The following is a 21,510-nucleotide window of genomic DNA, read 5'->3' as shown; positions in this document are numbered from 1 at the left end:
AGGAAAAACCATGGCACGCAGCAACAAGAACACCAAGCAGAACGAGCAGAAGCCCGCAGAGGTTGCGCCCGAGCAGCAGACCGACACGGCCGCAGATGACGAGAAGGACGCCGGGGCGCAGGATGCTACGGGTTCCGCATCGGAGCAGCAGAACGAGCAGAAGCCCGCAGAGGTTGCGCCCGAGCAGCAGACCGACACGGCCGCAGATGCCGAGAAAGGCGCTGATGATTCAGGCAAGCCGGCGTACCATGCGGTCAAGGTAGTGCATCCAGACCAAAAGGTTGGCTTCATCAACCTGCGCGATGCGCCCGTAGATGGGGCATGGGGTGAGGTTGACCATCCCGTGGCAGTCGGAACCCAGCTGAAGGCGGTGGAGAACATGGGCGAATGGACACGCCTAACCCATGACCTCTATGTCCTGTCGGAGTTCGTCACGCCGCTTTAAGCGGTATGCAGATGCCGAATCCGTTTTCGAGTAGAATAATTGGTGCCCCTGTGCTAGTGTAAAGCGAGCGGCCTGTGGTGTTCGCATTGATAGAGTTATGGGGCGCCATGATGTGAACGGCGGAGCTTCGGCTCCGCCTTTTTTGCGACGCCCATACGGTCGGCGCGAGGAACGAAACGGGACATTCCCGCGTCATTTTTACGGTTCGCTTGGTTTACCATGGCCCCAGCGACCGAGGCAATGTGTGCTTACCGTGATGGAGAAATGCAGGTTCAACCGCAGCGGGGAAAGCTCTGCTAAGATAACAAGGCTATTCCTGCTCCGGTGTGTGCCTTCACCAGCCCGGAGCCGTAAAGTCCAAAGGAGGTGAGCTGATGAAGGCGTATGAACTGCTGTTTATTGTTGCTCCGACGATTGACGACGAGACGCGCGCTGGCGTTATGAAGCGCATCGAGACGACGATCACCGACGCCCAGGGCGTGGTGGACAACGTCGACAATTGGGGCAAGCGTAAACTCGCTTATGAGATCAACGGTCTGTCTGATGGCGACTACACTCTCATCGATTTCCATACTGACCCGCAGAGCATTGCCGAGCTCGATCGCGTGCTGCGCATCAACGATGCCGTTGTGCGTCACATGATCGTCGCCCGCACCGATCGCGACTAGTTGGAAACTGAGCGTTCTTAAGCGCTCACCATGAGAAGAGGTAGAAATGAGCATTAATCGAGTGATCATCAGCGGCAATCTGACCCGCGACCCCGAGCTGCGCAGCACCCAGTCCGGCATGGACGTCATGAGCTTCGGCGTGGCCGTGAACGACCGTCGTCGTAACCCCCAGACCAACGAGTGGGAGGATTATCCGAACTTCGTTGACTGCACCATGTTCGGCAATCGGGCTCGCAGCCTGCACCAGTACTTGTCCAAGGGCACCAAGGTGGCCATCGAGGGCAAGCTTCGCTGGAGCCAGTGGGAGCGCGATGGTCAGAAGCGCAGCAAGCTCGAAGTCATCGTTGACGAGCTCGAATTCATGTCGAGCCGCAACGGCGGCGGCGCTCAGTCCTACGGCGGCGATTTCGGCGGCAACCAGGGCTATGCTCCGGCGGCTCCGGCCTATAGTGCTCCGGCTCCCATGCCCGCACCGGCTCCGGCGCCCGCGCCCATGCCCGCTGCACCGGTTATCGACGCTTCCTCTTCCGTGTACGATGATGACATTCCGTTTTAAGCGAAACGAAAGAGGTTAATATGGCCGATTACGCTAAGCAGCCTCGTCGTAAGTATTGCCAGTTCTGCAAGGACGACGTGGAGTATATCGATTACAAAGATACTCAAATGCTGCGCAAGTACGTTACCGATCGTGGCAAGATCAAGCCCCGTCGCGTGACCGGTGCCTGCACCCAGCACCAGCGCGACATCGCGGAAGCTGTTAAGCGCGCCCGCGTCATGGCTCTCATGCCCTATGCCGTTCCCGCTGTCAGCGGCCGTGGCGATCGCCGCAACCGCTAGGCGAAGGGAGGAGAACCATGAAAGTTATTCTTCTGAAGGAACTCCAGGGCAAAGGCGGCGAGGGCGACGTCATCGACGTCAACCGCGGCTTTGCCAACAACTTCCTGCTGACCCAGGGCTACGCGGTGAAGGCTACTCCGGGCAACCTGAAGCAGCTTGAGGAGCGCAAGAAGAACATCGCCAAGCGCGAGGAGACTCGCATTGCCGATGCCAACGCTCTGGCCGAGAAGCTGAACGACGCTACGGTGCGCGTTATCGCCCAGGTGGGCGAAGAGGGCGTGCTCTTCGGTTCCGTCACTGCTCCTCTGGTGGCCGACGCCATCGCCGAGCAGCTCGACATCGAGATCGATCGTCGTCGTGTGGAACTGGGCAAGCCCATCAAGATGACCGGTACCTACCAGGTGCCCGTGTCGCTGTACCGCGACATCAAGGGCACGGTGACCGTGATCGTTGCTGGCGAGTCCGAGGCCGAAGAGGCCATCGACGCTATCGAAGAGGCTATCGATATCGCCGAGACTCCGGCCGACGAGATGGTTGAAGTTGACGGCGAAGTTGCCGCCGACGGCACCGTCGAGGTTGAGGTGACCGAGACCGAGGAGTAGTCCTCGTCTTGCGAGACCCTTTGATGGCCCCTCTTCGGAGGGGCCATTTTCTATAATGAGCCTGTTTCCCGTGAAACAGTGGCGGTAAGCCGAGTTCCGGCGTTCGCGGGAAGAAACGCGATACAATAGGCGCACCGACGACGCGAAGGATGTTTCATGCCCTACCAGCCTCAGCCTCCCATGGATGCCAACAATACGCCCGGACTTGCGCCCCGCGCGCAGTTGCCTCAGAACATCGAGGCCGAGCAATCGGTGCTCGCCGCCTGTTTGCTCAACGGGGAGGTGACCGAAGAAGCGGTGATGCGGCTGCGTCCGGAAAACTTCTTCCGTCCGGCCCATCGCATCATCTTCGAGGCCATCATCAGCCTCACGAACCGCCATATTCCCGTTGACCCCATCGCTCTCGCCGACACCTTGAAGTCCACGGGGCAGCTGGAGGCTGTGGGCGGCCGCGCCTATCTGGCCGAGCTGGCCGACAACACCTTCTCGCTCACCAGCTGGGAGCGCCATGTCGACATCGTCAAGAGGCAGTCCATTTTGCGCGAGCTCGTGTTCGCCGCTACGCAGATTAACGCTTTGGCCTACGACGCGCCCGATGATTTGGATCAGGTGGTGGAAGAGGCGGAGAAGACGCTCTTCAACGTAACCGAGAAGCGTGTCAGCTCGTCGTTCCGCAAGATGGACGAGTTGGTAAGCGATGCCTACGAGGAAATTTCCCGCCTCGCCAATCAGAAGGACAAGATGGCCGGCGTTCCCACAGGCTTCAAGGACGTCGATGAGCTCTTTCATGGATTTCGCGGCGGCGACCTGGTTATTCTGGCGGCGCGTCCCGGTGTTGGCAAAACCTCCTTCGCTTTGAACCTGGCCACCAATGCGGCGAAAGCCGGCGCCGCTGTGGCGTTCTTCTCCTTGGAGATGGGAGCCGAGCAGCTGGTTCAGCGTATCCTGTGCTCTGAGGCCCGCGTGAATCTCTCGAAGCTGCGCAGCGGATTTATTGCCGAGGGCGACTGGGGCGCTTTGGCCGAAGCCTCGGGCAAGCTCTCCCAGCTGGATATGTTCATCGACGACACCCCGGGCCTTTCGGTGTTGGAGGCCCGTGCCAAGGGCCGCCGCGAGCTGCATGGCCTGAAAGAGGGCCAAAAGGGCCTCATCATCGTGGACTACCTGCAGCTCATGCAGCCGGGCCCCATGACGGCCAATAAATCCACCAACGACCAGGTGAGCGAAATTTCCCGCGGACTCAAGATCCTCGCCAAGGAAATGAACATGCCGGTGCTCGCCCTGTCGCAGCTGTCCCGCGCCATCGAGCAGCGCGGCAAGGACAAGCGCCCCATGCTTTCCGACCTGCGCGACTCCGGCGCCATCGAGCAGGACGCCGATATCGTCATGTTCATCGACCGTTCCATGAACGAGATCGAGGCGGAAAGCGAGTCGCGCCCCGACTTGGGCATGGCGAAGCTCATCGTCGCGAAGCACCGCAACGGCGCCACCCGCGACATCGACTTGGCCTTCAACCCCGAGTTCACGAAGTTTATGGACTTCATCGACGACTCCCGTGTGGGCAGCTTCTAGGGTCTGTTCGTGCCGGAAACGCTGACATTCATCCACGCTGCCGACCTGCACATCGGTGCGCCGTTTCGCGGCCTGCGGGCGCTGTCCGACGAGTGGGCGCGCCGTTTGGTTGACGCCATCCCCGGCGCTTGGGATCGCGTGGTGGAAGCAGCTGTGTCGCGCAAGATTGATTTCGTGGTCGTTTCCGGCGACATCTTCGATTCGGTTCGCGCGTCCTATCGCGACTACCTGCGTTTCTTCGACGGGCTGAACCGCTTAGACGCGGAGGGCATTCCTTCCTACCTGTGCACCGGCAACCACGATCCGCTGAGTCTTTGGCAGCAGGATTTCTTCGCCTTGCCCCCGTCCGCCACGATGCTCGCCGCCGATCGTCCCGATTTCGCCCTGTACGAGCGCGACGGGCGTCCCCTTGCGGTCATCGGAGGCCGCGGCTACCCGAACAAGGTATGGTCGCCCAACGAGAACATCGCCGAGGGTATCACCCGCGCCGCCGCCATTCGGGCGCTGGGCCCGCGCGCCGCCGAGGCGCCTTTTGCGGTGGGCGTGCTGCACACCGGGCTTACGTTCGATCCTGTGAAGGCTCCCACCGACCCCGTGGCATTGCTGCGCGCCGGGTTCGACTACTGGGCACTCGGGCATATTCACAAGCGGTGGGTCAACGACGAGCGCGCGCCGCGCATTGCGTTTTCCGGCTGCATTCAAGGGCGCGATGTGCGCGAAACGGGTCCGCGCGGTGTTAACCTCGTCACGCTGGCGGTTGACGCGCCACCGAAGGTGAGCTTCATTCCCACGGCCTCGGTGGTGTGGGAAAAGGTTCGCATCGACGTCTCCGATTGCACGAACATTCCGGCTCTGGTGTCCAAAACCATGCGGGAGCTGTTCGCGGTCAACGGCGACGCCTCCTGCGAGATGATGGTGTCGCGCATCATTCTCACCGGAGCGACCTCCCTTCACGAGGTGCTCGGCCGCCCCGGGGTGCTGGAAGAGGTGCGCGCCTCTTTGAACGATGCGTACTCGGAATTCTACTGCGATAGTCTCATCGACGAGACAACGGCTCCCATCGACGAAGAGGCGTTGCGCGCCGAAGGGCTGTTCCCAGCGGTGTTTCTTCGCACCGTTGATCGGCTCTCCGAGGATGTCGAAGGGCAGATCGACTATTTGCAGGAAGAATACCTTGCGCGCAACGTTCCCCTTACGGCGGCTCTTTCCGAGAAGAAGGCGCGCCAGCTCACGAACGAGGCCGCCCGGCTTGTGCTCGACTTGCTGCTGCAAGGGGGCGACGACCGATGACCGAGCCGCGCATCTACCTCCGCTCTATTCACTTGGAGCGCTTCGGCCGCTTTCACGATACGGTGGTCGGGCCCTTCGGCGATCGCATGAACATCGTCCTCGGCGCCAACGAGGCGGGCAAGACGACGGTGGCCTCCTTTGTGGGCGGCGTGCTGTTCGGCTGGGAAGAGGCTCGAGGAAACCGGAACACCTACAAGCCCGAGGGGGCCGAGCGAGTGGGCTCGCTGCTTTTCGCGCGGTCGGCGGGGGCGGACGCGAGCGCGGGTGCGAGGGAAGATGAGGAGACGTTCGTGCTTTCCCGCGCCCGCAATGCCGACGGCCTGCAGGGAGACACCTTCCTGGTGGAAGACATTGACAAGGACACCTATCGCACGATGTTTTCCCTGAACAGCGATGAATTGCGCTCGCTACGCAACACGACGGACACGACGGCAAAGTTGCTGACGGCCGGTTCGGGTACCGGCTCGTCGCCGGCCCACGCCCTCGCTCATGTGAACGAGCGCTTGGCGTCATTCACCTCCCGCGCCGCCTCGGCCGAGCAGTCGATCCCCCAGCTTCTGGCCCGGCGCAACGCCCTGCGCGCCGAGCAGCAAAGCGCGGCTGACGTCGCCGATGCCTATCGCGCCCAAGATCGCGAGCTGCACGAGCTGGAGCCCGAGCGCGCCGCCATGGGAGAGCGGGTGGAAGAGGCCAACCGCGTGATTGAGGCGCTCACCATGGCCAAAAGTTCTCTGGCGGCCCTGGATGCCGAACGCGACAAGCTTAAAGGGGATGTCGCCCGGCTGGCCAAGAGCGAGGAGGAGGCAGCCAGCAACTACGAACTTCACGAGCGCTCCTGCGGGCGGCGCCTCGCGCGCCTGACGGCCTCCGACGAGCGGGCCTTGCGTGATCGCTTGGAAAACCTCGCGACCCGTCAATCGCGGCAGGCCCATGCCGTGGAGGTGGCTCGCGCGAACTACACGTCTTCCGTGGCGGTGTACGAGGCGCTGCAGGAAACGGCCGACGATGAGGCCGATCGCCGCAGCGAGCGATCGAAGAGACGCATTCAGGTGGCATTCTGCGTGGTCATTCCCGCGGTGCTGTTTCTTCTGGGTGTCCCTCTTTTCATCGAGGGTCGTGCCCGTGGTGCTCTCAGCTATATGGCCATCGGATTTCTCCTCTCCGTCTTCGCGGCGCTTATGGCCACCGGCGGCTTCGCCCTGTTGTTCCGACCGAACAAGGAGGAAGGCGCCCGCAAGGCCCGTTTCGACGACGCCCATTGGGTGATGATCCAGGATAAGAAGAAACTTGAAGCGTGCCAGGCTGAGGAGGAATCGGTGGCCGCTCAGGTACGCGAGGCGCTGGATGAGGAAGGGCTGGGCGAGGCCCAAGGGTCGGTGCGCCAGGCGCGGGCGCTTCTTGACGAGGCCCGCGAGGCGCGCCAGGCCATGGCGCTGTGTCGCCAGCGTCAGCAAGCGGCGGCGGCTCGGCGAGCGGATGCCGAACATCGCCTTCAGGAAATCGCCTCTGAACGGGCGGCGGCGCTTCAGCGCGCTGGATTGTCGCCTGAAAGCGGGCTAGGCGATGTCGAGGAGGAGCTCGAGCGGCGCGTTCGCCAGCGCACGGGGCTCATTGAGGCGCTGGAGTCCATGAACCAGCGAGCAGGGGAGTTGGCCGCTGTCCTCGCCCAAGCCGAAACGGAGCGCGACTTCGATCGCATCAAAATTGAGGTGCAGGAAGTGACCACGCGCTTGGAAGAGGCGCGCACCGATTTCGCGCGATTGCTTCTAGCCAAGCACATGCTGGAGGCGGCCATTGCCACCTGGGAATCGAAGCGCCAGCCGGAGGTGTATCTGCGGGCGAGCCGGTTGCTGTCCCTCATGACCGAAGGGCGGTGGACTCGCGTGAGCCTTACGCGCGAGGGCACTCTGGAAGTAGCTGACGCCCTCGGACGCACGCGCCAACCGGTGCACTTGTCCCTCGGCACGTGCCAGCAACTGTATCTGGCCCTGCGCATTGCGCTGCTCACCTGCGCCGATAACGTGGGGCGGGCCATTCCCATTCTCGCCGATGACATTCTCGTGAATTTCGACGAGCAGCGCCGGCTGGGGGCCGCCCGCGCTTTGGTGGAACTGTCGGAGCAGCGCCAGGTCATTCTCTTCACCTGTCACGAAGGGGTCGCGAGGGCCTTGAAGAAGGCCGCGAAGCAATCAGGACGCCCGGCGACGGTGATCAACCTATAGATTAAACGGGTGTGGCTGCATGAACTCAGTCACCAGAAAGACCACGAAGGACAGCACGAGCAGAATCCCCACAACGATGCTGAAGATGCGCCGGTTGCGCTGCAGGCGTCGCAGTGCCGTGCGCCTTACGAAGGCCCGATCGCCCTCGGGCGTGCCCAGGGGAGGATCTGCCGCAGGGGGCGTGCGGCGCGGTGGCTGGTTGTCGGTCATGTAGGGTCCTTCGCAAGCGGAAGCGTCTTAACTCCGTAAATCTTAGCACGAAGCCCTCCATTCCGAAGCATTAGCCTGTGCGGCTGGTATACTGAGCCCTTGCGGAATGTCGTTTTCAGGGCATTCCCCGCCCAACGTCGAAAGGACTTGAAGATGCCCAGCACAGTGCTCGTCGGCGCCCAGTGGGGCGACGAAGGCAAGGGTAAGATCACCGACCTCATCGCCAGCGACTACGATTACGTGGTGCGCTTCCAGGGAGGCAATAATGCCGGCCACACCGTCATTCACGGCGGCAAGAAGCTGGCGCTGCACCTGATGCCCTCCGGGGTCATGTACGAAAACGCCGTCCCGGTCATCGGCAACGGTGTCGTGGTAGACCCGGGCGTGCTCGTGAAGGAAATGGCCATGCTGGAGGCCGAGGGCATCTCCTGCAAGAACCTGAAGATTTCCAACGACGCGCATCTCATCATGCCGTACCACAAAGATTTGGACGGTGCCGACGAGAAGAGCCTCGGCGACAAGAAGATCGGCACCACCAAGCGCGGCATCGGCCCCTGCTACCAGGACAAGATGGGCCGCAAGGGCATTCGTATGCAGGACTTGCTGGACGAGAAGATCTTCCGCCTGAAACTGGAGGCGGTGCTGGCCCAGAAGAATCCCATTTTGGAGAAGATCTACGGCCTGCACACCTACACGGTGGAGGAGATCTGCGACGAGTACCTGCCCTACGCGCGCATTCTGGCCCCTTATGTGTGCGAGTCAGCCCATATGCTGAACGCGGCGCTGGCCGACGGGAAGTCCATTCTCTTCGAAGGCGCCCAGGGCACGCTGCTCGACATCGACCATGGCACCTATCCGTTCGTGACGTCTTCCAGCTGCTGCGCGGGCGGCGCTTCCACGGGTACCGGCGTCGGCCCCAAGGCCATCGACCGCGTGCTCGGCATCCAGAAGGCCTATGTCACTCGCGTGGGCGAGGGCCCCTTCCCCACGGAGCTGAAGTTCCCCGAGAACGGCGGCACCGGTCAGGATGCGGAGGACGGCGAGCTTCTGTGCGCCGCCGGTCATGAGTTCGGCGTCACCACGGGCCGCAAGCGCCGCTGCGGCTGGTTCGATGCCGTCATCGGGCGTTACGCTGCCGAGGTGAACGGGCTCACCGATGTGGCCCTCACGAAGCTGGATGTGCTTTCGGCCTTCGACACCATCAAGGTGTGCGTGGCCTACGAGTGCGACGGCGTGCGTTACGACTACTTCCCCATGCAGCAATCGGTGCTGCATCACGCGAAGCCCATTTACGTGGAGCTGCCCGGCTGGAAAGACGAGGACATCACCGGCTGCCGCACCTACGAGGAGCTGCCGGAGAACACGCGCAAGTACATCGAGTATTTGGAAGAGGTGTGCGGCGTGCCCATGAGCATCATCTCGGTCGGGCCTGATCGCGACCAGACGATTATCCGCATGTCCTGGCTGCGAGACGAGTAGCTTTTACCGGCTGTCCGGGCGCGTCCCCCCGGGAGGGGTGCCGTGCTCAGACAGATGCGAAATGCGCTCATCCGATTCCGGCTCGTGGAATCGTGGGGCGCACTTCGCATAACTGCGCGTGGCACCCCTCCCGGGGGGACGCGCCCTACGTTGAGGCCACCCTCTCCGTAGGGGCTGACCTTGGTCAGCCCTCCCGACCGAGTTCGTCCTTGCAGGTTGATCACGGTTGGGACCGAGGGGCGACCAAGGTCGCCCCCTACGGAGGAGGCCAGAGTACGGAACAACTTGCTGCAAAGCGAGGAAAGGAACGAATGTGAACATTCTGCTGATCGGTTCGGGTGGGCGCGAACATGCCATCGCGTGGGCGCTGCAGAAGTCTCCGAACACCGACGTGCTGTACGTGGCGCCGGGCAACGGCGGCACGGCGGAAATCGCCGAGAACGTCGATCTGGATATCGCCGACGGCGAGGCGCTGCTGAGTTTCGTGCACGAGCGCAACATCGGGCTGGTGGTTATCGGCCCCGAGGCTCCGCTGGTCGATGGCGTGGCCGATCTGCTGCGGGCCGACGGCGTCCCGGTATTCGGGCCCAACGCCGACGGTGCCCAGCTGGAAGGCTCTAAAGCCTATTCCAAGGAATTCATGATGGCCAACGGCATTCCCACGGCCGCCTATGGCCGTTTCGATAACGAGGCCGACGCGCTCGCCTACGTGCGCGAGCAGGGCGCTCCCATCGTCATCAAGGCCGACGGTCTGGCGGCGGGCAAGGGCGTTGTGGTGGCCGAAACTGTGGAAGATGCCGAGGCTGCCGTGCGCGCCTGCTTCGACGGCGCCTTCGGCGATGCCGGCTCCACGGTGGTTATCGAGGAGTGCATGACGGGCCCCGAGTGCTCGCTTCTGTGCTTCGTCACGGCCGGGCAGTCGTTCCCCATGGCTCCGGCGCAAGACCACAAGCGCGCCTACGATGGCGACTTGGGACCCAATACCGGCGGCATGGGCGTGTACTCGCCGGTGCCCATCGTCACCGACGAGGAAATGGCCGCCATGGTGGCCATCATGGAGAAAGCGGCCGCCGCTACGGCCGTCGCTCCCTTTACCAGCGACTACCGCGGCACGCTGTACGGCGGCTTCATGCTGACTCCCGAAGGCCCGAAGATCGTGGAGTTCAACGTGCGCTTCGGCGACCCCGAGACGCAGGTTGTGCTGCCCCGCTTGGAAAGCGACCTGGTTGAGGTCATGCTCGCCGTGGCCGAGGGACGTCCCGAGGACGTGCAGCTGGAGTGGTCCGACGACTGGGCTGTTTCCGTGGTGCTTGCCAGTGAGGGGTACCCGGGCGCTTACGAGAAGGGCAAGGTCATTCTGGGTATTGAAGAGGCCGAGGAGCTGCCCGGCGTGACGGTCTTCCACGCGGGTACCCGCCGCAACTACGACGGCGAGCTGCTCACCAACGGCGGCCGCGTGCTGAACGTGGTGGCCAAGGGCGACAGCTTCGAAGAGGCTCGCGAGCGTGCCTACGAGGCCTGCGATCTCATCAACTTCGAAGGCAAGATGTTCCGTCACGATATCGGCAAGAAAGCTTTGCAGGGCCGATCTGCCTGGGATCAGTAGCCGCTGCCTAGAGGTTCAGCGCTTGGGATAGATTCCGTAGGGGCGGACCAAAGGTCCGCCCTTCTCAACCAAGGCAACCAGCCAAGAAAGAAGGAACGCGCGACATGCTTTCAGAACGAATGCTTTCCAAGGTAGTGGAGGCGTGCACGGCCAACTACCTGCAGCTTAAGCCCTGCGACGAGGCATTTATGCCCTCGCCCAACCCGGGTCAGCCTTACATGCTGTACATGCACGTGCCGTTCTGCGAGCGTCTGTGCCCCTACTGCTCCTTCAATCGCTTCCCCTTCCGCGAAGATCGCGCGAAGCCCTACTTCGAGAACATGCGTCGCGAGATGCGCATGCTGAAGGATCTCGGCTACGACTTCGATTCCGTGTACATCGGCGGCGGCACGCCCACCATCATGATCGACGAGCTGTGCGAGACTATCGATATGGCCCGCGATCTGTTCTCGATCAAAGAGGTCTCCAGCGAGACGAACCCGAACCATCTCACCCATGAGTACCTGGAGAAGTTGAAGGGCCGCGTGCAGCGCCTGTCCGTGGGTGTGCAGTCCTTCGACGACGATCTGCTGCGTCAGATGGACCGTTACGAGAAGTACGGCAGCGGCCAGGAGATTCTCGAGCGCATTCAGGAGGCGTCGCCGTACTTCGTTTCCATGAATGCCGACATGATCTTTAATTTTCCCGCGCAAACCGAGGACACGCTCATCCGCGACATTGAGATGGTGGTGGCCTCCGGCGCAAGCCAGACGACGTTCTACCCGCTGATGGCCTCACCGTCGGTGCAGCGGTCGCTGGCCGCCACGGTGGGCAAGGTGGACTACAACCGCGAGCGCCGCTTCTATGAGATCATCTGCGATTTGCTGCTGGGGGATTTGCCTGGCGGGCAGCCGGGCCTGTTCGAGCTGGGCAGCGCTTGGACGTTCAATCGCCGCGGCACCGGTGCTGCCGGCGAGGACGCCATGATTGACGAGTACGTGGTCGATTACGAGGAGTACCCGGCTATCGGCTCGGGCGGCATCACCTATCTGGGCGAGAACCTGTACGTGAACACGTTCTCGGTGCGCGAGTACAACGAGGCCATCGAGGCGGGGCACATGTCCATGATGGGCAAGACCACGTTCTCGCTGCGCGACCGTATGCGCTACCGTTTCATGATGCAGTTGTTCGGGCTGCGCCTTGACAAGCGACAGTTCGAACGCGATTTCGGCATGTCCGTCGAGCGCGGTCTGCCCGTGGAGATGGGCTTCATGCGCGCGTGCAGCGCTTTTGCCACCGACAACGCCGACGAGCTGACGCTGACCCCCAAGGGCCGCTACCTGGTGGTGGTCATGATGCGCCAGTTCTTCATCGGTGTGAACAACCTGCGCGACCAGGCTCGCGCGGCGCTCACGGGAGAGGAGCGCGAGCTTATCTTCGGCGACGGGAAAGGATGCGGGACCGTGGTGGCCAAGCCGGCATCGGCCGACGCTGTCGCGACGAAAATTGCTCGGGAAGAGGCGGCCTCGGCGATTCTTGATGGCACTCAAGCCGTGGCTTCGGGGGAATAAACGGCGCCGATGACTTATGTTTCCATCATAACGCTGGTCACGTACGCCCTCGTGCTAGGGTTGCTGGCCGTCGTATCCGTTATCGATGTGCGGTCGCGGCGCGTGCCCAATGTGCTGGCCGGCGCACTGGGTCTTCTGTGGGTGGCTTGGCGTGTGGTGCTCGGGTTCGCGGGAGCGCACATGGGCTTGGGTTTCCGAGCTGAGTTTCTCGGGCCCGCGCCCGATGTGCTAGTACCCCCCGGCCTGGAAATCGGCGGCATCTCCTTTGCGAGCGGCATCTTAGGCGCTGTGGTGCTCGGCGGAGGCTTGCTCGTGCTGACGACGGTTTACGAGCTTGTTCGGCGCAAGGAGGCTTTCGGCGGCGGTGATATCAAACTCATGGCCGTGCTTGGGTTGTTTCTCGGGTTGGAGCGCGGGGTTGTTTGCCTGCTGACGGCGTGCGTGCTCAGTGTCGCCTATGTGTTTGGCCGCGAGATTGGCCGCCGAGTGATGGGACGAGGGCGCCACGATCGCAACACGGGCGCTTCCGGCAGCGCCGATCATGCTGGCACTGGAGTGCCTTCTGTCAGTGAGCCTTTCTTAAGCGGCGCCATTCGGGAGGTTGCCACCGAGCACGACCGCGATTCCCTCCTCGCCGGCACCATGCCCTTCGCCCCTTTCATCGCCCTCGGCACCCTCGTCGCCTTCGTCGCGTAAGTCAGGAGAACCGGGAGAACCGTCCCCTTGACTCAGGCGCAGATAAAAAAGTTCTTGCGTCTGGGAGGAATACCCGCTAGAATATATGATCGCGTCGAAACGGAAACCGTTTCCGCGTATCCGGTCGGGTAGCTCAGTTGGTAGAGCAGCGGACTGAAAATCCGCGTGCCGAGGGTTCGAGTCCCCCTCCGACCACCATCGAGATGAAAGGCCAGAAGCCATCAGGTTTCTGGCCTTTTTTCATTACGGGACTCATATTTTGATTCCTTCCTGAAGAGAGATCTGATATAATACAAATGTTCTAGATTTCTAGTTGAGTAGGGGTGTATCGATTTGAATAGATCTTTCAAATACCGTATTTACCCTACTGCTCAGCAAGCGCTTCTCATCGCGAAGACGTTTGGGTGCTGCCGAAAGATCTGGAACTTGATGCTCGATGACAAGCTTCAAGAATATCGGGCTGGACGAAAGATGAGTCGTCAGACGCCAGCGCAGTATAAGAAGGACTATCCCTACTTGAAAGAAGTTGACTCAATGGCTCTCATAAATGTTCAACTGCATTTAGAAGAAGCCTTCCGGTCGTATTTTCAGCAACCAAGAAAAGGGCTGCCGAGGCACAAAACCCGGAAGCGTAGCTCGCGAAGGTACACGACTAACCTCATCAAGAACAATATTGAGATTGGCCGCAACTGGATTAAGCTTCCGAAGATGGGAAAGGTAAGGGCAAAGATCCATAGGGCATTGCCGCTAGGAGCACACATCAAGAGCGTGACCGTCTCTCAAGATAGGTGCGGAGATTATTATGCGGGGGTGTTGGTGGAGATTGATCCCTTAAAAACTAAACAGAATACAGATAGGCTAGGGGCAATTGAAAGTACTGCATCGATCGGTCTCGATTATTCTATGCCTTCTTTCTTTGTGAGCACGTCTTTCCCCGCCTCTCATCCTCGCCCAATGAAAAAGAACCAAGAACGATTGGCTCGGGCTCAAAAATCACTGTCACGTAAGCGTCGAGGTTCGGCCAATTATCGACGGCAACAAAAGAAGGTGGCCCGCATCTATCGAAAAATCGCCGACCAGCGGCGCGATTACATACATAAGGCATCAAGGGAGATAACCAATCGCTTCGATGTCATTGGAATTGAAGACATCAATATGGTTGCGATGTCGCGCGTGCTTCACTTTGGGTCGGCGGTTTTCGACAACGGCTGGTCATTGTTCGTCCATTGTCTAACTTACAAAGCAGAAGAGCAAGGGGGGACAGTTACTAAAGTCGGGCGCTCTTACCCATCCACGAAACGCTGCTCGCAGTGTGGGATAGTGAATCAGGAGATTCGCTTAGGAGATAGATCTTGGACTTGTCCCAATTGCGGCGCCTTTCATGATCGAGATAAAAACGCAGCGGAGAATATACGGCAAGAAGCCGTGCGCATTATGATGTCGAGACAACCGCAGGGCATGCGGGGCTAGCCTGTGAACGCTTGGGGCTCTAGCCCCATCGAGCAGGAAAAGAGAACGGGGTTCGCTCCGGAAAGCCAATAGCCTGTGAAGGCATGCTGGCAGTCACGTCCCCCTCCGACCACCTTGAACCGGAGGGAGTGGAAGATAAGGTTAGAAGATCAAAGTTCAGTCATGCCGGTTGTTTTAGCTGCTGGTCTATGCTGGCTCATGCAAGAAGCGAAGGAGTCCAAGAGGTAGTTTTCTCTGCATCCTTTCGATACACAAGCCAGCGATCGTCATTAGCGGCGGAAATCACTCTTATATGTTGGGTCGCAAGGTCTACAAGAGGGGGCACAAGGTTAAAAAGCATGCGCGGCAAACCGATGTTGATAAGGTTCGCTACTTCGAAATAATCTTGAGGTTGACCAAGAACAGGTCACGACTGCTGATCTAAATGGATCTGCTCCATTTAGATCAGAGCGTTGCCTATTACGAAATTTCTTAATTGGTGAAAAGGACGACCTGCGTGTTGTGCGCAAGGGGAAGAGCTTGCGCTACGCGTCTTCTCCAAGATGAATCTCAGGATTCTGAGATTCTCCCGAGGTCGATGGATGGCGTAGGCAAATTGCCTTGGCGTTGCGTTGGTTCCATGGCCTGTTCTGCTTGTAGGGGCTGACCTTGGTCAGCCCCTCTCAACCAAAGAGCGGGCGCAGCTCCACGGTGCCATTGTCCCAGACGGCATAGCTGGCGGAACCGTCCTTGGGGTGGCCGATACTGCCGGGGTTGACGAAGGTGACTGAGGGCTGTGCGGACAGCGCGGGGCAGGCTTCGGCTGCTCCTTCTTTGCTGCCGGATTCTGCGGCCCCGGCGTCCTTCACGAATGCGGGTGCCACTTCCGGCCCGATTCCCTTCACATGGGTGTGGCCCGAGAGTACGAACGAGCCTGCGGGAAGCCCTGCGACAACGCGCGACAAATCCAGGTGCCCATGGGTGAGCATCAGCGTAGTGTCTGCGTCCACCACCAGCGCGTAATCGCCCAGGCAGGGAAAGTCCAGCACCATCTGATCCACCTCGGCATCGCAGTTGCCACGCACGGCTGTAATGCGGTCGGCGTATCCGTTCAGCAGCTTCGCCACCTCGGCCGGCGCATAGCCTTCGGGCAGGGGATTGCGCGGGCCGTGGTACAGCAGGTCGCCAAGCAGCAGCAGTCGGTCGGCGCCTTCTTCGTGGAAGCGAGTCATAAGTGCTTCGGCCGCCGGTAGCGCGCCGTGGATGTCGGAGGCGATGAGATAGCGCATAAGGTTCTCCTATCGAAAGAGGTACGCTTAAGGGGTACCCCGTCAATACTGCGTCGTCAGTATAGCAGCGCTTTTCGAAGCAGCGATGTACGTCGCGGCCAGGCGTTAGCTTGCGCCGCTGGCCCCTCTTCTCGCAGCAAATAATTACATATGAGGGGGGAGTTGTTGCAGCAAGGGGTTTCCAGAGGCACCGGCGGTGGTATGATCGTGGGGGAGCAATGAGACGTGGGGGGTCGCGGCTGGCGGCTTCCCATTGGTAAGAGGTACGTAAGGGGCTGGTTATGACGGTCTTTCATCGGGTGACCGAGGGCAAGCTCGGTTCTCATGACGGGTGCACGATTGAAGATGAGGTATCCCAGGAGTTCCTCGACCGCATTCCCGGAGGCCTGTTTCGCTATCGCGCCGATGACGAGGGCGGCACGATCGACTACGTAAGCCGCGACGTGCTGGAGCTGTTCGGCTGCGCCACCTACGAAGAGTTCTGCTCCATTACGGGCAACAGCTTCATCGGCATGGTGCACCCGAACGATCGTCAGCGGGTCACCGAGGAAATAACCTCTCAAATCAAGTGTGGCAACACTGACGCAGTCACCTACCGGCTGAACCGTCCCGACGGCGCCGAGGTGTGGGTAGATGACCGCGGCCGCTACGTGGTGGACGACGAGGGGCAGGCCTGGTTCTACGTCACCATCATCGACATCACCGAGAAGATGAGCTATCAGCGCAAACTGGAACGGGCCGAAGAGCGAGTGGAAATGCTCACGGTGCTCTCGCGCGACGTCATTTTCGATATCGACTGCCAGGCGCAGACCGGCGAGATCTTCGGCGATTTCGAGGCGCGGTTCAACCGTGAGCCGCAGTCGGACGACCTCATTTTGCAGAAGCGTTGCGACAAAGAGTGCTCTATCGATCTGGAGGTGCACGACATCGAGCGCATCCGCGACATCGTTGCACAAGGCGACTTCATCGATATGGAAACCTCGCTGCCCAATGCGGAGGGCGACCCCATCTGGTGCCGCTACCAGTCTTTCGTGCTGTTCAACGGCGTCGGTTGTCCCGTTCGCCATGTGGGTCGTCTTCTGGACACCCACGATATGGTTATGCGCGAGGCCACGCTGCGGAAGAAGGCCGAGCTGGATGGGCTCACGGGCGTTTTCAACCGCGAGGCGGCTATGGCGCGCATCGAGAAGGCCCTGGCCAGCGAGGATTGCTCGCACGGTTGCAGCCTCTTCCTCGTGGATGTGGACAACTTCAAGCAAGTGAACGATGGCTTCGGCCATCCGGAGGGCGACCGCGTGCTGAAAGAGATTGCCGCGTTCCTCGGGCGCAACATGCGCAAGGACGATGTCGTGGCTCGCCTCGGCGGTGACGAGTTTGCCGTGTTCGCTGCAGGCCTCGTGCCAGGGCCGGCGTTGGAGCGTGTGCTCGCCCAGCTCTCCGGTGGCATTTATGCGCGCAATCCGCGTCCGGCTGACATGCCCGAAGACTTGCAGCCTTCTATCTCGATCGGCGCTGTGGTCTGTACGCGCACCTCCGTCACCTTCGATGACTTATATCAGGTAGCTGATGAGGCCCTCTATGTGGCCAAGCGCGGCGGCAAGAGCCAAGCGGCCTTACGGCGTCTCGACTAACGCCGGTTTCTCGGTGAGCATGACGATGGCCCGGCTGTCTCCCTGTTTGAGGAATTCAGCCGGGCCGTCGTCATTTGAACGGGACGAGTTAGCTTATGGTGTAGAACGCGTACTCGGCCTCGCCCTGGGGGAACGTCGCCTTCACCTCGTAGAGGTAGTTCGGTTCGATGCGCAGGGCCGCGGTGCCGTCGTCGCCCAAGGTGCACGGTACGTCCTCGCCATCGCTCTGCGGATCAATCTTGGTGGTTTCGCCCTTCACCAGGGGCTGACGCTCGATTTCCAATGACGTGGGATTCACTGAGAAAGCGATGAACGCATCGATAGCGTTAGGGATGCGCGCATCGACGATCGTTTCGTTCAGGGTTCCGTTTCCATCAGCGGCGGAGCCGTCAACCTGGGACGTGCTGGTTTGGCCGTCTTCCGTTTGCCACTGCCAATCGAACTCGTAGGGATTCAAAACGACGGAGGTGTCGGCCTGATCCGTCTTGTAACTGAGGCTGCCCACAGGCACTTGGCTTTGGTCGGGCGCCGCGAACACGGTGTCCACGATGTCGGCGTACTGCTCGGCATCGGCGGGGCTACCGGTTTCTATGACTTCGACTTTAGTGATGCCAGGATACTGCCCCGGGTAGCTTTCCAGCATGATGCCGTTGCCCGTGACCTGCACGATATTGCCCGCCACCAAGGCCTCTTCGTCAGTCTGCTGCCCGTCGACGATGATGGTCGCATCATCAATTTCCGTAGGAATGTAGGGAGTCTGCGTCTCTTGGTCGACGAAAAGCACCTGATCGCCGTTGGCGTAGGCAACCATGGCCGTGCTGACGACGTCGCCCTGGGTCGCCTCGCTTGCTCCATCAGCGGAGCGATTGCCCACGGCATCGGGTTTGCCGGGCGAGTCGTTGGAGCCGCCGGCGCAGCCTGGCAGAACGAGCATAAAGCTTGCGGCGGCGAGAGCCACTATAAGCAGGGTAAGGGAGGTGCGAATATGTTTCCTCATGGCAAAACCTTTCAACGAGGAGCAAAGAGGCATTTCGAAAGAGCGCCTTGCTCTGCTTCGGGAGAGCCCTTCCGTAACGCGATTGGCCTTTCATAATAAGGTAAGGAGAAGCGGGCGCGAACCCTGCACAGCCGAACTGTTCCTGGGCTGCTACGCAATTCCACGCAGTCTGCACGGCTTGAACGGTGGCTAGAGGGCTTTCGCCTTTTCCACGCAGGCTGAGATGGCATTCATGACCGATGCGCGGAAAGCGCCTTCTTCCAAGGCCCGCACGCCCTCGATGGTGGTGCCGCCCGGAGAGCAGACCATATCCTTCAGGTCGCCCGGATGGCGTCCGGTTTCCAGCACGAGTTGGGCCGATCCGGCGACGGCCGCCGCGGCGAATTCGTACGCTTGCGCGCGGGGCATCCCGGCGGCCACGGCGCCATCGGCCAGGGCCTCGATGAACATGAAGACGAAGGCGGGGGAGGAGCCGGCCGTGGCGCTTGCGGCATCCATCAGCCGTTCGGGAATGACGATGGCCCGGCCGAAGCTTTCCATGAGCCGTAGGCAGAGAGCTTCGTCGGCCTCCGTCGCCCCGGGCCCCGGTACGACGGCGGTGCACCCGGCGTTCACGAGGGCCGGGGTGTTCGGCATGCAGCGAATGAGCCGCATGGCGGTAACATCGCGGTCGAAAAGGCCCGCGATGCGCTCGAGTGTGAGACCGGCGGCGATGGAGATAACCAGGGTGTTTTCGCTCACTGCGTCGCGGATCTCGGCGATCACTTCAGGAAAGAACTGGGGCTTCACAGCGAGCACCAGCACATCGGCCGCTTCGGCAACCTCGCGATTGCTGGCGGTGACGGCGATGCCGAATTGTTCGGCGCGCTTCTGCCGCGTGGCCTCGGTCTTGGCCGAGCCGATGATGTTGGCGGCGGTGATCACAGTCACGTTGCCGTCTTCGCTGCTGAGCGTTGTGTCCTCGCGCAGCAGGCCTCCGATAATGGCTGTGGCCATGTTTCCTAATCCGATGAAACCGATCTTCATGGGAATCCTCCCCTTTCCTTTCCGCAAGGACCAGCAAACTGATTCCATCATTTCGCGCGTCCAGAGGTATTGAGTTCTCTCAAAACCCCCATCTATTTCTTGTTCGTCCCTCGAAACTCCCATCTATTTCCGATTTTTATTTACTTATTTGACCTGGGAAAATGTAAAGAACCCCCTGGTCAGCTCATCGGAAATAGATGGGAGTTTCGAGGCTGAATCTAGTATACAAGAAGAGCCCCCAACGTTGTCGGGGGCTCGAAAGATGCCGTGCGCTACGGCGGGCAAAGTTGCTGGATCTGCAGGAACGGCGCCTACACTTCCAGGTTCTTGAAGGCGTCGGGCACTTCCTTGAAGCCCTTAGAAATGACTGCGGCAATGATGAGGCCCACGATGAACCAGCTGACGCCCACGCCATAGGTGAGTAGATCGAAGCCGGTGAACACGTAGATCAGGATAAGGATGCCAATCCAGGGGCAGATGAGGTAGCGCAGAACGGCCTTTCCGCCGCGCTGCTTTTCCTTGCACCAGAAGTACCAGAACACGCCGAAGTTCAAAACGATGAAGGAGGCCAGCGCGCCGAAGTTGACCATGGGGGCGAGCACCGTCATGCCGCCGAACTGGCCGGCGGTCAGAGTGAGGACCAGCGAGAACGCGCCCAGGAAGATAGCGGCCACCCAGGGGGTCTGGTACTTGGGATGCACCTTGCCGAGCACGCGGGGCAGCACACCGTCGCGGCCCATGGAGAACAGCAGACGCGAAGAGGCGATCTGGGCATTCATGATGTTGGCGATGCCGATGGCGACGATGTTGATGACCAGCATGAAGTTCTGCAGCAGCAGACCGCCGGCAGCGTAGCAGGCGTCGAAGAAGCCCATGTCGGGATCGGTGTTCGCCCAGTCGGGAAGAATGAGCGCGGCCACATAAGTCTGAGCCACGAACACGACGATCATGATGCACAGCGCGATGAGGATGCCCTTGCCGATGTTCTTCTCGGGCTTATAGGTTTCCTCGGCCAGGGTGGACATGCCGTCGAAACCGAGGAACGACAGGCAGGCCAGGGATACGGCCGTGGCCACAAAGTGGAGGTCAACCTCGCCGGGTTTGTAGAACGGCTCGGTGGAGAACTCGCCGTAGCCGCCGCCGCCGGAGACATACATACAGCCCACAGCGATGAACACGATGAGCGCCAGGATCTCCACGGCGAAGATGATCCAGTCAACGCCCTTCGACATGGTGATGCCACGCACGTTCACAAACGTGTTGAAAGCGATGAACACGACCACCCAAAGCCACCAGGGAGAGCCGGGCACGAGGGTGGTTCCCCAGTTAGCGACCATGACCAGCAGAAGCGAGGGCACCAGGATGTAGTCCAGCAAGATGAGCCAACCGGACATGAAGCCCACATGCGGGTTGATGGCGCGCTGCACGTAGGAGTACACCGAACCCGCGATGGGAAACTTGCTGGACATCGCGGCGTAGCTCAGGGCCGTGAAGCTGATGGCAACGAATCCGATGATGTACACGAGCGGGGTCAGGCCACCGGAATCAACCTGCAGCGATCCCCAGATGGACTGCGGTGCGATGAGCACCATGAACAAAACGCCGTACAGAACGACGTCGTGAAGCTGAAGGCCGCGCCTCAGCTCCTGCTTGTAGCCGAACGCCTCGATGTCCTCGCCGAGGCCGATAGTCGGCTCTTGGATGGGTTGTGACATAGACGTCTCCTCTCTATCCCTTCCAAGTCTTCTCCTCGTGAATCGTGCGGCCCGTGATCCCTCCCAACACGGGTCGGGCGATTCCCCTTTCCTGCGCTTTTGCGCGGCCATAGTTTACCATTTTGCACAGCATTATGAAGCGTAAGCGGCCCGTATTCCGCCAAGGGAGAAGGTGCAGAGACCAAAAAGAAGCCGCCTTCCCAAGCGGCTTCTCGAGCAAAGCGGC

The 21,510-nt window shown here is 60.7% G+C and carries 19 protein-coding genes and 1 tRNA gene; 15 read left to right on the top strand and 5 right to left on the bottom strand.

Features of this window, described 5'->3' with window-relative positions:
- Nucleotides 1–10 precede the first annotated feature (10 nt).
- The 8 genes from ACW4LP_RS09220 (at nt 11) to ACW4LP_RS09185 (ending at nt 7,636) form a co-directional block, all read left to right on the top strand.
- The gene (locus ACW4LP_RS09220; protein WP_451917221.1) at nt 11–445 is read left to right on the top strand and encodes a hypothetical protein; all 435 of its coding nucleotides are present in this window, start codon (nt 11–13) and stop codon (nt 443–445) included.
- A 374-nt stretch (nt 446–819) separates the two neighbouring features.
- Nucleotides 820–1,113: a 30S ribosomal protein S6 gene (gene rpsF / locus ACW4LP_RS09215; RefSeq protein ID WP_022738031.1), complete on the top strand. Its 294-nt coding sequence runs from the start codon at nt 820–822 to the stop codon at nt 1,111–1,113.
- 46 nt (nt 1,114–1,159) lie between these two features.
- Complete coding sequence (locus tag ACW4LP_RS09210; RefSeq protein ID WP_041714233.1) at nt 1,160–1,669, top strand: single-stranded DNA-binding protein; 510 nt, start codon at nt 1,160–1,162, stop codon at nt 1,667–1,669.
- A gap of 20 nt (nt 1,670–1,689) precedes the next feature.
- Nucleotides 1,690–1,950, top strand: coding sequence for a 30S ribosomal protein S18 (rpsR, locus tag ACW4LP_RS09205; RefSeq protein ID WP_022738039.1), 261 nt, complete (start codon nt 1,690–1,692; stop codon nt 1,948–1,950).
- A gap of 17 nt (nt 1,951–1,967) precedes the next feature.
- Complete coding sequence (gene rplI / locus ACW4LP_RS09200; protein WP_117284093.1) at nt 1,968–2,552, top strand: 50S ribosomal protein L9; 585 nt, start codon at nt 1,968–1,970, stop codon at nt 2,550–2,552.
- A 180-nt stretch (nt 2,553–2,732) separates the two neighbouring features.
- Nucleotides 2,733–4,124, top strand: coding sequence for a replicative DNA helicase (dnaB, locus tag ACW4LP_RS09195; RefSeq protein WP_041714730.1), 1,392 nt, complete (start codon nt 2,733–2,735; stop codon nt 4,122–4,124).
- A 9-nt stretch (nt 4,125–4,133) separates the two neighbouring features.
- Complete coding sequence (locus ACW4LP_RS09190; RefSeq protein WP_418970988.1) at nt 4,134–5,414, top strand: metallophosphoesterase family protein; 1,281 nt, start codon at nt 4,134–4,136, stop codon at nt 5,412–5,414.
- The gene (locus ACW4LP_RS09185) at nt 5,411–7,636 is read left to right on the top strand and encodes an ATP-binding protein (protein ID WP_161128164.1); all 2,226 of its coding nucleotides are present in this window, start codon (nt 5,411–5,413) and stop codon (nt 7,634–7,636) included. The genes ACW4LP_RS09190 and ACW4LP_RS09185 overlap by 4 nt, the downstream gene beginning before the upstream one ends.
- Here the strand turns inward: ACW4LP_RS09185 and ACW4LP_RS09180 are convergent.
- Nucleotides 7,631–7,846, bottom strand: a complete 216-nt coding sequence (locus ACW4LP_RS09180) for a hypothetical protein (RefSeq protein ID WP_022738058.1) — start codon at nt 7,844–7,846, stop codon at nt 7,631–7,633. The genes ACW4LP_RS09185 and ACW4LP_RS09180 overlap by 6 nt on opposite strands.
- 153 nt (nt 7,847–7,999) lie before the next feature.
- Between ACW4LP_RS09180 and ACW4LP_RS09175 the strand changes: the two genes are divergently transcribed.
- From ACW4LP_RS09175 to ACW4LP_RS09150, 6 genes are all read left to right on the top strand, one after another.
- Nucleotides 8,000–9,325 carry an adenylosuccinate synthase gene (locus ACW4LP_RS09175; protein ID WP_455803745.1) on the top strand — a complete coding sequence of 442 codons (1,326 nt, stop codon included), beginning with the start codon at nt 8,000–8,002 and terminating at the stop codon, nt 9,323–9,325.
- 313 nt (nt 9,326–9,638) lie between these two features.
- The gene (purD, locus tag ACW4LP_RS09170) at nt 9,639–10,931 is read left to right on the top strand and encodes a phosphoribosylamine--glycine ligase (RefSeq protein WP_161128162.1); all 1,293 of its coding nucleotides are present in this window, start codon (nt 9,639–9,641) and stop codon (nt 10,929–10,931) included.
- A gap of 104 nt (nt 10,932–11,035) precedes the next feature.
- Nucleotides 11,036–12,481 (top strand): coproporphyrinogen III oxidase family protein, encoded by a 1,446-nt coding sequence (locus tag ACW4LP_RS09165; RefSeq protein ID WP_161128161.1) that lies wholly within the window; start codon nt 11,036–11,038, stop codon nt 12,479–12,481.
- 9 nt (nt 12,482–12,490) lie between these two features.
- Complete coding sequence (locus ACW4LP_RS09160) at nt 12,491–13,177, top strand: prepilin peptidase (RefSeq protein ID WP_278981999.1); 687 nt, start codon at nt 12,491–12,493, stop codon at nt 13,175–13,177.
- Between the two features lie 122 nt (nt 13,178–13,299).
- Nucleotides 13,300–13,375 (top strand) — tRNA-Phe (locus tag ACW4LP_RS09155).
- Nucleotides 13,376–13,510: 135 nt separating this feature from the next.
- Nucleotides 13,511–14,647, top strand: a complete 1,137-nt coding sequence (locus ACW4LP_RS09150) for an RNA-guided endonuclease InsQ/TnpB family protein (RefSeq protein ID WP_161128159.1) — start codon at nt 13,511–13,513, stop codon at nt 14,645–14,647.
- 662 nt (nt 14,648–15,309) lie between these two features.
- Here ACW4LP_RS09150 and yfcE read toward each other — a convergent pair.
- The gene (yfcE, locus tag ACW4LP_RS09145) at nt 15,310–15,915 is read right to left on the bottom strand and encodes a phosphodiesterase (RefSeq protein ID WP_161128158.1); all 606 of its coding nucleotides are present in this window, start codon (nt 15,913–15,915) and stop codon (nt 15,310–15,312) included.
- Nucleotides 15,916–16,196: 281 nt separating this feature from the next.
- On the opposite strand from yfcE, the gene ACW4LP_RS09140 reads away from it, so the two are divergent.
- Nucleotides 16,197–17,546 (top strand): sensor domain-containing diguanylate cyclase, encoded by a 1,350-nt coding sequence (locus ACW4LP_RS09140; protein ID WP_022738079.1) that lies wholly within the window; start codon nt 16,197–16,199, stop codon nt 17,544–17,546.
- Between the two features lie 88 nt (nt 17,547–17,634).
- Here the strand turns inward: ACW4LP_RS09140 and ACW4LP_RS09135 are convergent, their stop codons facing one another.
- The 3 genes from ACW4LP_RS09135 to ACW4LP_RS09125 all read right to left on the bottom strand — a co-directional run bounded on the left by ACW4LP_RS09135 (nt 17,635) and on the right by ACW4LP_RS09125 (nt 21,284).
- On the bottom strand, nt 17,635–18,543 hold the full coding sequence (locus ACW4LP_RS09135) for a hypothetical protein (RefSeq protein ID WP_161128156.1): 909 nt from the start codon (nt 18,541–18,543) through the stop codon (nt 17,635–17,637).
- Between the two features lie 189 nt (nt 18,544–18,732).
- Complete coding sequence (proC, locus tag ACW4LP_RS09130) at nt 18,733–19,569, bottom strand: pyrroline-5-carboxylate reductase (protein WP_161128155.1); 837 nt, start codon at nt 19,567–19,569, stop codon at nt 18,733–18,735.
- 311 nt (nt 19,570–19,880) lie between these two features.
- On the bottom strand, nt 19,881–21,284 hold the full coding sequence (locus ACW4LP_RS09125; RefSeq protein ID WP_022738089.1) for an APC family permease: 1,404 nt from the start codon (nt 21,282–21,284) through the stop codon (nt 19,881–19,883).
- Nucleotides 21,285–21,510: the final 226 nt, after the last annotated feature.

The sequence above is a fragment of the Adlercreutzia sp. CNCM I-6215 genome (assembly GCF_977072315.1).
Note: the sequence above shows the minus strand (reverse complement) of the source record. Positions and strands in the feature narration are given on the sequence as shown.

Excerpts from the sequence above, each read along its gene's own strand:
- ACW4LP_RS09160 (WP_278981999.1), top strand. The coding sequence starts at position 12,491 with ATGACTTATGTTTCCATCATAACGCTGGTCACGTACGCCCTCGTGCTA.
- rpsF (WP_022738031.1), top strand. The coding sequence starts at position 820 with ATGAAGGCGTATGAACTGCTGTTTATTGTTGCTCCGACGATTGACGAC.
- ACW4LP_RS09180 (WP_022738058.1), bottom strand. The coding sequence starts at position 7,846 with ATGACCGACAACCAGCCACCGCGCCGCACGCCCCCTGCGGCAGATCCT.
- ACW4LP_RS09185 (WP_161128164.1), top strand. The coding sequence starts at position 5,411 with ATGACCGAGCCGCGCATCTACCTCCGCTCTATTCACTTGGAGCGCTTC.
- proC (WP_161128155.1), bottom strand. The coding sequence starts at position 19,569 with ATGAAGATCGGTTTCATCGGATTAGGAAACATGGCCACAGCCATTATC.
- yfcE (WP_161128158.1), bottom strand. The coding sequence starts at position 15,915 with ATGCGCTATCTCATCGCCTCCGACATCCACGGCGCGCTACCGGCGGCC.
- rpsR (WP_022738039.1), top strand. The coding sequence starts at position 1,690 with ATGGCCGATTACGCTAAGCAGCCTCGTCGTAAGTATTGCCAGTTCTGC.
- ACW4LP_RS09135 (WP_161128156.1), bottom strand. The coding sequence starts at position 18,543 with ATGAGGAAACATATTCGCACCTCCCTTACCCTGCTTATAGTGGCTCTC.
- ACW4LP_RS09175 (WP_455803745.1), top strand. The coding sequence starts at position 8,000 with ATGCCCAGCACAGTGCTCGTCGGCGCCCAGTGGGGCGACGAAGGCAAG.
- ACW4LP_RS09220 (WP_451917221.1), top strand. The coding sequence starts at position 11 with ATGGCACGCAGCAACAAGAACACCAAGCAGAACGAGCAGAAGCCCGCA.
- rplI (WP_117284093.1), top strand. The coding sequence starts at position 1,968 with ATGAAAGTTATTCTTCTGAAGGAACTCCAGGGCAAAGGCGGCGAGGGC.
- ACW4LP_RS09140 (WP_022738079.1), top strand. The coding sequence starts at position 16,197 with ATGACGGTCTTTCATCGGGTGACCGAGGGCAAGCTCGGTTCTCATGAC.
- ACW4LP_RS09210 (WP_041714233.1), top strand. The coding sequence starts at position 1,160 with ATGAGCATTAATCGAGTGATCATCAGCGGCAATCTGACCCGCGACCCC.
- dnaB (WP_041714730.1), top strand. The coding sequence starts at position 2,733 with ATGGATGCCAACAATACGCCCGGACTTGCGCCCCGCGCGCAGTTGCCT.
- ACW4LP_RS09165 (WP_161128161.1), top strand. The coding sequence starts at position 11,036 with ATGCTTTCAGAACGAATGCTTTCCAAGGTAGTGGAGGCGTGCACGGCC.
- ACW4LP_RS09125 (WP_022738089.1), bottom strand. The coding sequence starts at position 21,284 with ATGTCACAACCCATCCAAGAGCCGACTATCGGCCTCGGCGAGGACATC.